Below are 12,973 nucleotides of genomic sequence, written 5' to 3'. Positions count from 1 at the left end.
TTATTAGATATGTTCGATAACCTAAGTTTTTTTATCTATACAAGGGGTCAAGACCCCTTGCTTCAAGATATTTATTTTATTAAATTCTAAGTTTGTATAGTTATCGAACAGGTCTATTCTTTTCAATTTTGGCAAAACCAAATATTTGTTTTCCTCAATTCGTATTGAATTATTCACACAATTTGTCGTATAATTTTTAACATTATTCTTTTTAGATTTGAACTTTGGAAACTTTGCTCTCTTTTGAAAGAAATTCGTAAACGATCGTTTTACATTCAATTGAGCATTTGAAAGTGCCAGACTATCTACTTCTTTTAGAAATTGATTTTCACTTTTCAAACTGGCAGGTGTAACTATTTTATTTTTTCCAGTTTCTTCATAAATTTTATTAGCAATATGCAAAATCGTATTGTAAACAAAACGAACACATCCAAAAGTCTTATTTATCAATAATTTCTGTTCCTTATTTGGATAAATTCTGTATTTGAATGCTAAATTATATTTCATAAATTACACCTCCTTTTGATTTTGAATATTATTTTTAATTATTTCTCTTCGATATTTTATACAAAAATTGTATCATAGGTATATCCTTTTTTCAATTTTTTTTACAAAAAAAGCAATTCATCTCCCACTTATAGAAAGCCTACGACTTCTTGCTATCTTTTGTTAAAAAGTTGAAATAATTATATTCTATGCCAATAATTATTATAACATAGAAAAAAATTTTTTCAAAAGAAAATTTTAAGTTTTTAATTTGTTTATAAATTCTAAAAGTATCATAAAAAGGAGAATGTAAACTTTTTTGTGTAAATAAACCAGTGAATCCTTATATTACTGGATTTGTATATACATTTACACAAAATTTTGGACACTCTCTAAAAACAGTACTATTTTTTGTTAAAACAATGAATTTATTATATAATAAAAAAGAACAGCAAAACTTAAATTTCACTGCTCTTTCTTTCATTTTAAAAATTTTAGTAAATTGCCCTAAATCCAATACCTCCACGAACATTACTTCCTTTAGTATCATATCCAGCATTCACTGTAACACCAAATCTAGTATTGTCAACGCCGATATTCAAGTCAAATTTACCATTTCCACGTCTATCTTCTTTTTCTCCTCTAATTCCAAACCAGTCAGCATTCGTGTATCTGACTCTTGCTTCGTTATTAACATCTCCAACTTTTCCAAGCTCATTTTCATAAGCAGCAGTAAGTCCAACTGATAAGTTAGTTCTCACAGCCATTGGTTGAACATATTTAAATTCTATTCCAGCTTCTGGTTTTACTGAAAAATAGTCGTTTCCTTTTACTTCCAATCTTACTTCTCCGTCATCTTCCTTAATGTTACTAAATCTTCCGTATTCCATTTTCAATGCTCCGTAAGGTCTTAAGTGTGTTCTTTCGCTCATTCTAATATCGTAACCTAAATCTGTTTTAAATGCAGCACCGTAAGAAGTATAGTCAGACTTAGCATTAAATATGTCATCAACTACTAAAAATCTACGTTTCATTTCATTTTCACCTAAGAACACATCTCCGGCAACTGTCCATCTAAGTGAACCGTTGTGATCTGTATACGGCGACATTGTCTTGAAGATACCAGCTTTTAGCATAGTCTGATTTTCTCTTGATTTTCCTATATCTTTGAATTTAAAATTATTGTTTACAGCTCCAGCATACCATCCGCTTGAGTTCCCTAACTTAACTGTTTCATCTTCGTGAACGTAAGCAACTCCGTAAGCATTGCTTTCATAATCGTGAATTCCAGCTGTGTCTGTTTTGTATTCATCTTTCATTCCAAAGATTTTTATTTTATTGTTTTGTTTAGAAGGATTTCTCCATTCATTTTTCAAGTATTTAAATTCTTTGTCAAGCATATTTCCAGTTGCATTTATTCTCATTTGAGTGTTTGCATATTGGTGACCCATCATTTCGTCCATCGCTTGATAGAATAAAATTTCTTCGTTGTTTCCAATTCCATTTAATTTTTGGAATAATTGGTTTTCTCTGCTTCCTAATGCTTCAACACCGTATCTTTGTTCCAATCCATCCAAGAAATTGTATGTATCTGTAGGATTTACAGGCGATGCTTCATTTCCTGCCCAGTATGTATATGGTATTTTAGCAAGGTAGGCATTTTCTATTGTTCCATCATTTGAATTTTGTGCGACTGTTGCCATCCAAGTTAATGATCCTGAATAAATGTTCCATTTTTCAATTTGTGGATTAGCTCTAATTGTTGCATTGTATGGATCAGTTATTTTTGAATCCACTTGAATGTATTTTGCAGTCGTATTTTGAGCAGCTTCAGCTCCCACAATTAAGTCAGCTTTTTTCAATCCTGTCAAAGAACTAAGTCCTGTAATAGGATTTGTGTACACTTTATTTGAAGTGTCAATATACATTCCTATTTTTGATAATTCCATTGGCTGAAACTCTTCTGCTGATGTTGTTGCTAATTCAGGTATTACTGGATTTCCATTTACAGTTATTGTTCCAACTGAAGATCCTCTAGGAACATCAATTTTTATTCCAGATACTGTTTTTGTCAAATCACTCGCAGCATCCACTCCAATAACTGTCGCATCAGTCGAATCTGTTACACCATTAATATTGAATGTTCCATAGTTTTTAACTATTCCAAGATTAGCTCCTGAAGCATTCCCTTTCGATAGAATTCCTCTTGCATCTTCTGCAGTAATATCAATATTTCCGTGATTTTCAATTGTCGAACCATTTTTTACTACAACTCCGACAACTTTTTTCAATCCAGAACCATTCGATTTAATCGTTCCATAATTGTATCCGTAAGCTCCGTTATCCAAGTAAATTCCAGTAGTTTCACTCGAATTCAAGTTTATCACAGCATTACGATTTGAAGCATTACCGTTGTAAACCGTTGTTCCCGCTCCAGTTCCGTACATTCCAATACTTCCTTTTCCTGTAACATTAATAACGCCATTATTTACAATATTTCCAGTATATCCCACTTTTCCTGCAGCAATTTCAGCAGCCGTTGGAGTATATCCAGCAGCCATTCCTATAGCATAACGATTATTTAATGAACTAATTGGATCAAAATACGATTCTCCAACCGTAATCGAAGCATTATTCGTAGCAGTTCCGCCAAGAGTACTGTAAACTCCCACATTTCCATATCCTGAACCAAAATTAATGTTTCCGTTATTTACAACTTCTCCAGCAGAATAAACACCATAATTGTAAGAACCTGTAGAAGTCAAGTTTGTATTATTTGTAACTTGTGCTCCAGATCTATTGTCATTTGAATAAATGTAAACTGTTTCATCTCCAAGATTATTAATGTTTCCAATATTACTTACAATTTTGTTTCCAGCAGAACCTGTTCCTTTTTCAGAAATAATTCCAAACGAATTATCAGCAATCGTCATATTTGCTCCAGAATGTGCAGTTACAATTTGATTATCTCCATTCACATAAATTCCTGCCGCCTGATCTGTTCCAACATTTATCGTTCCACCAGTCAAGTCAACATTTCCAGCAGTACTGAATATTCCAGTTCCCGCATCGCCAACATTAATATTTCCACTGTTTTCAACTTGATGTCCATAAATTCCAACAGAATATTTTCCTATAGTAATATCTCCGCTATTTGTAATTTTGTTCCCATTTTTAACATAAATCCCAACACTAGCTTTTTTACTAGCAGCATCCAACGGATTTGGTAAAGTGATATTTCCACTATTTCTAACTTCTACACCTTCAGAAATAATTCCATATCCCGCATTTCCAGTAATATTTCCTTGATTGTTAATCTCTCCAGCAGTTCCTTTTGCTAATATTCCAACAAGTCCTTCTGTATTATTAACCGTGTCATTAAGAGTAATATTCATCTTGTTTGTCATACTAGATGCAGGTAATGTTGACTTATTATTCATAAAGAATGCAACTGCAGATGCTGTAGGTGCTCCAGAATATTTTAGTTCAAAATTTTTGTTATCATTCAATGAAGGATTATCTCCTTCAATAAATATACCAGTTCCTCTATCCTTAACTTCCACTCCATAATCAGTTTCAAATGTAACCTTCGTATTATCCGCATAAACACCAATTCCATCATTTCCAGTAGTCACAATATCTGAACTTCCAGTTCCGTTAAGTTTCACTTCAGGCCCACCAAATTGTAAAGGATCAGCAGCTCCAGCAGGTGGCGTTACTTTCGACACGATTCCAACCGAATTATTTCCAGTTAATACGATTTTTCCAGCATTTCTAATACTTCCATGACTTGTTCCAGCTTTTCCAACTTCAATGCTCGGATGTGCTCCAGTCACAGTATTTAACTCTCCATAAATTCCAACAGAGCCATTAGCATTAGATTTTATAAGCCCTTTATTTTCTATTTCAAGCGTTTTTTCAGTACTTCCAAGTGTCCCAGCAGCAATCTTCTTATCAGTTCCATAACTTTGTAAATTATTTCCAGAAGTAAATGCCGCCATTCCAACACCTTTATCCGAAAGTTCAATAGTTCCTTTTGTTTCATTTACAAGTTTACTTCCATTAATTCCGTAAACCGCAACACCTTTATCAAGTTTAATTGAACTGTTGTTTTCTATACTTCCATAACTTGTACTCAAAGCAGTAGTCGAAGCCTTTCCTCCGCTTATATCAACTGTTCCGTTATTTACATACCCAGTAGATGCATTAGAAGGTGCATTGCTAGAATCATAAGATCCCACTATCATACCTTTTCCAGATGTAGAAGTAATACTAGTAGAAGGCGCTATAAATATCTTCTCATTCAAGAATTTTATTCTGTCAAATTCGGTAGCATTATCCAAATCAATACTTTGTTCTATAGAATATTGCCCATCTTTATAAAATACTTTATAATCTGCACCAGGATTTACAGTCAATTTATTCAAATGCATATCATTTTTTATACCAGTTAATAGTCCACCAGGCCCTGTCCATTTATTATCAGCCGTTGTTCCACCTTCTGTAATCCGTAAAATAACTCCTGTACCATCAACGGTAACATCCATATTACTCATACCAGTGTATTTTTTCCCAGCTGGTGCGATTGATACATCATTACCATCATAGTCAGCAGCCGTTCCAGGCATAAGAATTCCATCGGAAATCGTAACATCAGTATGTCCTGAGAAATTTATATTCGACCCAGCATCAGCCAAAAATGGCACAACTCCGCTATAATCATCTGTAGAATTTCTTTTTCTAGTATCAATCTTTCCACCTTTAAAGTCAATCTTACCGCCATCTAAAGCTATAAGCCCTCCTTCTTTTGCCGAATAAATCTCATTATTAGTACCTTCAAATTTAATTACCGAACCAGCTCCATTAGAAAATCCTCCGATACCACGTACCTTAACATCTCCTCCAAACGTTATTGTACTTCCACCATCTGCTCCTTTATTTGCATATCCCCCAATATTCTTATACAAATACGGTTTCGTAGCATCATCACTTGCAGCCCACTCATCAACCGCCGTAGCTGCTTTATCCAATGTAATCTTCGCATTATTATCCGCATACGCAATTATAGATCCAAATCCTTTCGCATCAGTAGTTCCTGCAGCTGTAATTATACCGCTATCTTTAGCCACGTATGCCGCTGGGAATGACTCTACTTTTGTTGTAGAACCTGCTGGTGTATAATCTTTATAACGAGCTGTCATAACAACATTTCTTCCAATGTTTATTTGACTTCCTTGTCCTGTAAAATTTTGAGCGCTAGAAGAAGGAAATTCATGATCCCATTTACCTGATGCATAGGCAATGGTTGTACCTGTCGCTACTTCATTTTTACTATCATCATAAGATGCTTTTAGTGGAGTAGTTCCAGCATAATCTTTTATAACATCCGTTTTTGACATTATTTTAACAGTTGTATTATCTATTTCCCCAGTTGTAACATTAAATCCGTTTCTATCTTTAACTTCGGTAGAATGAGAGTTTGAATCTTTGGCAACATCAATTACTGTACCTCTTTCAGCTGCAATCATAACTCCATTTTTAGAATATTTCCCAAAATTTATATCAATATTATTAATTTGTAAAGAATGTATTTCATCTTTATCATATTCTATATCAGTATCAGTAGCCCCCAAATCCGATGATGGAACTATTTTTGCTACAAGCTTGGTATCTTCTCCCCTTTGTCCAGATCTAGAATAAATTCCTACATTTCCTTCTGCCATACTTCCTGGTGTTAATTCTGTAGTTCCTATTTGAGCTTTAGCCAAGATTTCACCTTGATAAATTCCTACAGGCGTACTTTGCCAAAGATCCACTTGAGGTTGGTTTCTCTTATCGTATACATTAATATCTTTAGATTGATCTTTAGGCATCATGCTATTAAATAACAAAACAACATTATTATTACCGTTTATTATTGGAGATACTGTTAATTTTATGCTTGGGGTCATACCAGTTTTTAGTTTATCTTCTACAACTTTAGTTCCTGTACCTAGTAAATTGTTCCAATTAGGTACATACCCATAACCAGAATATACAATATTTTCATTTCCTGTTATATTATAAGTTCCTTTACTATCTATTTCATAAGATCCTTGAACACCTAAAATTGAATATACGATATTTTTATTAGTTTTTATGTCGGCATCAACTTTTCCAACAAATCCTCCCCGTTGTTTTGTTGCACCTGCAGTCGAATTTTCTCTTTTTATTCTATCATATGTCCCTGGATAAATAAAAAATATTGTATTGTTATCTCCTGCTCCTGTCTCAGTTAAATTTGCTTTAGTAATATTTACCTTTATTCCATTGGTTTCATCAAATTTAATTTTTCCTGCATGCCAAGTTTCAAGACTTAGAAATGCTGCTTTACCATAAAGATTAGCTTCTATATTGGAAAGTTCTCCGTTCCATACACCATGTATACCTAATGCTCCTTTCTTTTCCGGAAAACCTGTATAGCCATAAGATTTTCCTGACCTTCCTATATCTCCTGCTAAATGCAGTTTCATATTTTTTATTGAGAAAGCAGCTTCACTATCAGGTCTCCCTGATACATTAGGATTAGTTTTATAATAAAATAAGGCACCAATCCTTTGATTATCTATACGGGTAGCAGTTCTCCATGCATTATTTATACCATATCCTTCAGTATTTATATTATTATCTATTCCATACTCTGGAACCAATGTTCCTGTTGTTGCAGATGTCGGCTTATATCCTAACCAAAACTCATGATTCCCTCCATCTGAAAACCATGATCCTGGTGCTGCTGTTGGTGAATAAGTAACATTGTAATCACTTTTCCTACTTTTCTGTAACCCTTGAATTATAACCCCGTTTTGGTACGAAAAATCCACAAATGGATCCGCATTAGGTGCAGGTAGTGTCACATTAACCTTCGGAGGATTCGGTTTTGGAATCGTTAAAGTAGGTGGAACTACAGCTGGGATAGTTAATGGGTTTAATGCTGGTGCGCTCACGCTAATATTTGGTGCAGCAATAGCGTATTTGTGTATTTCTTTTGGCTTAATTGAAGCATCAATATTTAGAGTTCCCACTGGCTCTTGTTTTTTCTCTGTGCTTGAAATTCCATATCCTCTCTCGTAGCCGAATCTTCCGCTTGTTGTGGCTGATCTTGGGTTTCTTGATTTGCTTAACAAATCGTAGTTTGAACTCAAGGGAGATATATTTCTCTCGAATCTGTTTTGGCTTCTTTCAAATTTTCCTTCATAAGGATATTTTTCAGATTTATCTCCTCTTCCCTTGTATGAACTTCCCCAGTTGTTTGAAAAAGCATTAATTCCATATTGCCAGCTGCTCCATGGAGATTTTACAACATGATCTCCCTGTTCCATCAACTGAATTAGTTCTAAATTTGTGTCTTTTAATAATTTGTTATTTTCCTTTCTGGTCTTTTCAATATTACCTTGAATGTCTTTAATAGATGTAAAAATCGTTTGTTTTTGATTTTTTATATTTTTGTCAGTTTCTGCAGAAAATAAATTATGTGAAATATTTACTGCGCCTGTTATTAAAAATGTGATTAATGCAGAATCCGTGTATTTAAAGTCTTTACACTTTTTTGCAAAAGCACATAAATCTTTTTTTACCTTTCTTAAATTGTTTGTCATCTTTTTTTATCTCCTTTATTTTTTCTTATATTATTATTATTTAAAACTTCTTGAATATTATACCATAATATAAAAAAAAATCAATTTTTTTATTTTTTTTTTCACAAATTATACAATCTATTTATAAAAAAAAACAGGAATTCATTATTTATCATTCCTGATTTTTTTATTTTATTTTTTTTCAACAAATACTTCGGTCGCATTGTCAACTTCTTCTCCAAGTGATACTTTTATCGCAACAATTGCAACTTCAAGCTGACTTTCATCCGGCTCTCTAGTCGTAATCTTTTGCAGCCACATTCCAGGAATTGCTATCATTTTAGCAAAAATGTTATCTAAATGAAAACTTGACCATCTCTGAAACTCATATGAAATTCCCGCAACAAATGGCACAAAAAGCACTCTTGTAACTAATTTATAAAGTAACATAAACAGATGATTCCCTTTTGGCATTGGTAAAATAAAATCTACTAGCGAAAAAACGATTATACTTACAAGCATTACAAGAAGCAAAAAGCTTGTTCCACATCTTGGATGAAATCTTGTACAAACTTTTGCATTTTTTGGTGTCAACTCTTTTTCCATTTCATAATTCATTATACTTTTATGTTCCGCCCCATGATATTCAAACACTCTTTTTATATCTTTTAAAAATGAAATTCCAAAAATATATCCCAAAAACAATACCAATTTTATAACTGCTTCAACCAAGTTCGCCGCAACTACATTTGCTGGAAATAAAAATCCTCCAACTGCTGACGGCAACCACATAAATATCGCAATACTTATCAAAACCGAAGTTAAAATTGTAAATCCAATTTGCTTGTCAGTTAATTCCTCTTCCTCAAGTCCAGCTTGATTTGAAGCAAATATCAACTCGCTTGTCCCAATAAACATTGCATCATAAAGAGAAATAATCCCTCTTATAAATGGAATTTTTACCCATTTATTATTATTTTCTGTCAAAATTCTTTTTTTATATACAATACTTCCATCCTGTTTTCTCACCGCCGTAGCAATTGCTTTGGGACCTCTCATCATAACCCCTTCTACAACGGCTTGTCCACCGACAGTAACTCTATTTTCTTTTTGTTTCATTCAACAATTCTCACTTTCTAAATTTATTTATTCCCTGTCCAAAGCAGTCTTATTTTTTATTCTTTTTAAAGCTTTACTAATATGAAGTGCTCTAAATTTACTAATCCCCTTCAACTGCGTTATTTCTTGAACAGAAGCCGCCAAAATAGACTGCACTCCAGAAAATTCCTTTATCAAAGTTTCCTTATCTTTTTTAGTAATCTTCGAAATATTATTAAGCAGTCCATATCCTCTCGGTTCAATTTTTTCATCTAAATTAGCGGCATTTATGTCATATCCTAACAAATTCAAAATTTTCTCGTCATCCAGCAAGTCCTCTTTTGATAAATCTTTTACTTTACTCACAATTCTTTCAACTTTTGCGCAATCTTTTTGATAATCTCTTATAAGCGCTTCAAAACTTTCATTTTTATTTAGCATAATTTCTTCATACTGAATTTTTATAAGCCGACCTTCTGTCCCCAATTCAGCCATATATTCTGTTAGCTCTTCAGACATTCTAAAAAATAGACCATACATTCTAAAACATTCTATTATATCAAATAACATAACTGTGTTATCATATTCCAAAATAGATAAATTAGTGCGAATTTTCTCAATATTCACAGAATACTTTTCAAGTGCCGTTATCGCTTGTGAAGCCTTTGTCAACAAATCTCCAATATCGTTTAATAAATATCTAAATTTACCTAAATATACAGTTATTTTATTTCTTCTCTCAGAAACTGTTATTACTAAATTTCCTTTTTGCTGTGCTATTCTATGCGCCGCTTGATGTCTTGTACCGCTCTCGTCAGTTTCTATGTTGTAATTTGGCTGCAACTGAATATTTGCCCCATAAATTGTCTCAATATCTTCAGACAAAATTATCGCACCATCCATTTTGGAAAGCTCATAAACCCTTTGTGGAGAATATTCGGCATTTAGTTCAAATCCTCCACCCATAACATCTTTTAACTCTTCAGGATTTCCTAAAACAATCAAAGCTCCAAGTTTTGCTTCTTGGATTCTACCAACGGCTTCTCTCAATTTCGAACCTGGCGATATAATTTTAAATATGTATTCTAATATCTTTTTTCTATTTGTCAGTTTTTTCATTATTTTATTTTATCCTTTCAACTAATTCACTTATATTGCTTATGTAATTTAGTTTTATTTTTCTCTTGGATTTACTATTTTTTTCATTTTCCAATTCTTCTTTGTGGCTTTTTGGCAAATAAACTCCTGTAAAGCCTAATTTTTCCAACTCCGTTATTCTGTTTTTTATAAACGAAACTTTTCTCACTTCCCCTCGTAGTCCCAACTCACCAATTGCCGCTATTTTTTGACTAATCGGCTTTCCACTAATCGAAGATAAAAGTGAAAAAACTACAGCCAAATCTGAACTTCTGTCACTCAAATCAATTCCTCCAGGAATATTGATATAAATGTCTTTAGAATTTACATCCACTTTTAACGAACGGGACAAAACTGCACTTAAGATTTCAACCCGATTTTTATCATATCCTTCCACCGTCCGTCGTGGCATTCCAAAATTTGGCGTTCCCAAAAGAGACTGCACTTCAAACAAAAACACTCTGCTTCCTTCAAAAATTGGAGCTATTATACTTCCGATATTTTTTTCATCTCTGTCGCTAATAAAAAACTCTGACGGATTTTTCACTTCACTTATCCCATTTTCTTTTATGTCAAAAATGGAAACTTCGTTTGTAGAGCCGTACCTATTTTTTATCGAACGAATTATTCTGTAATAGTTACTTTCTTCCCCTTCAATCTGCAACACAGCATCAACCATATGTTCCAAAAGTTTAGGTCCTGCCAATTTCCCATCTTTTGTCACATGTCCAACTATGTAAAAAGAAATGTCGTTCTTTTTCGCAATTTCAATTATTTTTAGCGTAGTTTCTCGAATTTGAGAAACTCCACCAGCAATGGAAGACAAATTTTGTGAATACATTGTCTGAATCGAATCAATGACAACGACTTTCGGTTTTTCCTTCAAAATAATGCTTTCAACATTTTCAATTTTTGTGTCACTCACAATGTACAAATTTTCACTTTTTACATTTACTCTGTCCGCTCTTTGTTTTATCTGACTTGCCGACTCTTCCCCAGAAACATAAAAAACTGTTCCCAATTTTGAATATTCCTGTGACAACTGCAAAAGAAGCGTTGACTTTCCAATTCCAGGACTTCCTGTCACAAGCACAACTTCCCCTTTTATAAGTCCGCCACCTAAAACTCTGTCAAATTCTTCAAATGAAGTTTTCATTCTAAATTCTTTTTCTATTTCTATTTCCGAAATTTTACTTATAGAAATATCTTGAGATACTATATTTTTAGATACTTTTAATTCCACTTCTTCTTCAAATGTTCCCCAAGAATCACAATTTGGACATTTTCCAAGCCACTTTAGCGAACTGTATCCACATTCCGAACACACAAATTTTGTCTTTTCCTTTTTTGCTGCCAAAACTCACACCCCCTTTTTTGCACATTTAATATTGAATTAAGTTTTCTCATTTTTTTATTAATTAATTTATTTATTCATTCATTAATTTCAATTTTTCTATTATTTTTTCTTCCACTTCTCTTGTCACAAAATGACTTAAATCTCCATTATTTTGTGCAACTTCTTTAACCAAACTGGAACTTAAATACAAATATTCTCTTGACGCAGTCAAAAATACTGTTTCATATTCACTTTTTGCAAGTGTCTTATTTGTAAGCGTAAACTGCAGTTCATACTCATAATCTGACAATGCTCTAAGTCCACGAATTAAAATATCAACTTTTTCCTGACGAATAAAATCTACCAATAATCCATTAAAAATTTTAACTTCTGCTTCTATATTTTCTTTTTCCAAAGTTTCTTTTATCATCGCAATTTTCTCTTCATCAGAAAACCAAGATTTTGATTTTGTAGAATTTTTAAAAATCCCAATTACCACTTTGTCAAATAATTTTGAAGAACGCCTAATGATGTCCAAATGACCTTTTGTTATTGGATCAAAACTGCCTGGATACAAAGCCTTTTTTTTCATATTGTTCTCCTATTTTTTCAATTTTTTTATTTTTTCAAGTGCTTCTTTTGCTGCATTTTTTTCCGCTTCTTTTTTACTTTTACCTACACCTACACCAAAAATCTCGTCATTCCATTTTACACAAATTTCAAAAATTTTGTCGTGATCAGGTCCTTTAGTCCCGATTAGCACATATTCTGGCATTTTCTTATATTTTCCTTGAACAACTTCCTGCAAAATTGTTTTGTGGTCTCCTGTTCCTTCGATTTCTTCAAGATTATCTATTTTATCAAGTAAAAATTTCAATGCAACTTTTTTAGCAGTGTAATAATCAGAATCTTTAAAAATTGCACCAATTAACGCTTCAAATGCATCTCCTAAAATTGATTTTCTATGTCTTCCACCAGACATAATTTCACCATTGCTCAAATATAAATATTCACCCAATTCCATATCAGACGAAATCGAAGAAAATACTGGTTCACTTATAATCTGACTTTTTAATTTAGCAAGTTCACCTTCTGTCTTTCCTTCATATCTTTCGTAAATATATTCCGTCGTTATCAAATTTAGCACAGCATCCCCTAAAAATTCAAGCTTTTCATTGTTATAGCGTTTCGTCTTTTCAATTTCATTCGAATACGATCTGTGTGTCAAAGCTTTTTCCAAATACTTTCTATTCTTAAATTCATATCCTATTTTTTCCATAAGTTCTTCTGAATTTCTTTTCAC

At 32.8% G+C, this 12,973-nt stretch carries 7 protein-coding genes; all 7 read right to left on the bottom strand.

Annotated features, from left to right (window positions below):
• Nucleotides 1–21: 21 nt before the first annotated feature.
• Nucleotides 22–507: a helix-turn-helix domain-containing protein gene (locus J5A73_RS02955; RefSeq protein ID WP_249069365.1), complete on the bottom strand. Its 486-nt coding sequence runs from the start codon at nt 505–507 to the stop codon at nt 22–24.
• A gap of 473 nt (nt 508–980) precedes the next feature.
• A complete protein-coding gene (locus J5A73_RS02950; protein ID WP_211616473.1) occupies nt 981–8,120 on the bottom strand; it encodes an autotransporter-associated N-terminal domain-containing protein in 7,140 nt (2,379 codons plus the stop codon).
• 171 nt (nt 8,121–8,291) lie between these two features.
• Entirely contained in the window at nt 8,292–9,218 is a 927-nt protein-coding gene (locus tag J5A73_RS02945) for a DUF1385 domain-containing protein (RefSeq protein ID WP_211616471.1), read from the bottom strand.
• A gap of 27 nt (nt 9,219–9,245) precedes the next feature.
• Nucleotides 9,246–10,316 (bottom strand): DNA integrity scanning diadenylate cyclase DisA, encoded by a 1,071-nt coding sequence (disA, locus tag J5A73_RS02940; protein ID WP_249069364.1) that lies wholly within the window; start codon nt 10,314–10,316, stop codon nt 9,246–9,248.
• Between the two features lie 4 nt (nt 10,317–10,320).
• Entirely contained in the window at nt 10,321–11,691 is a 1,371-nt protein-coding gene (radA, locus tag J5A73_RS02935; RefSeq protein ID WP_211616469.1) for a DNA repair protein RadA, read from the bottom strand.
• A gap of 70 nt (nt 11,692–11,761) precedes the next feature.
• Entirely contained in the window at nt 11,762–12,262 is a 501-nt protein-coding gene (coaD, locus tag J5A73_RS02930) for a pantetheine-phosphate adenylyltransferase (protein ID WP_211616467.1), read from the bottom strand.
• Nucleotides 12,263–12,271: 9 nt separating this feature from the next.
• Entirely contained in the window at nt 12,272–12,949 is a 678-nt protein-coding gene (gene rnc, locus J5A73_RS02925; RefSeq protein WP_211617263.1) for a ribonuclease III, read from the bottom strand.
• Between the last annotated feature and the right edge of the window lie 24 nt (nt 12,950–12,973).

Origin of the sequence: Leptotrichia sp. oral taxon 218, from assembly GCF_018128225.1 — a bacterium.
In the GTDB taxonomy this organism is placed as follows: domain Bacteria; phylum Fusobacteriota; class Fusobacteriia; order Fusobacteriales; family Leptotrichiaceae; genus Leptotrichia.
This window is presented reverse-complemented; position numbering and strand designations above follow the sequence as displayed.

What these genes read in the sequence shown, in the direction of transcription:
- J5A73_RS02955 (WP_249069365.1), bottom strand. Translation starts at nt 507, where the DNA reads ATGAAATATAATTTAGCATTCAAATACAGAATTTATCCAAATAAGGAA.
- J5A73_RS02950 (WP_211616473.1), bottom strand. Translation starts at nt 8,120, where the DNA reads ATGACAAACAATTTAAGAAAGGTAAAAAAAGATTTATGTGCTTTTGCA.
- J5A73_RS02945 (WP_211616471.1), bottom strand. Translation starts at nt 9,218, where the DNA reads ATGAAACAAAAAGAAAATAGAGTTACTGTCGGTGGACAAGCCGTTGTA.
- disA (WP_249069364.1), bottom strand. Translation starts at nt 10,316, where the DNA reads ATGAAAAAACTGACAAATAGAAAAAAGATATTAGAATACATATTTAAA.
- coaD (WP_211616467.1), bottom strand. Translation starts at nt 12,262, where the DNA reads ATGAAAAAAAAGGCTTTGTATCCAGGCAGTTTTGATCCAATAACAAAA.
- rnc (WP_211617263.1), bottom strand. Translation starts at nt 12,949, where the DNA reads ATGGAAAAAATAGGATATGAATTTAAGAATAGAAAGTATTTGGAAAAA.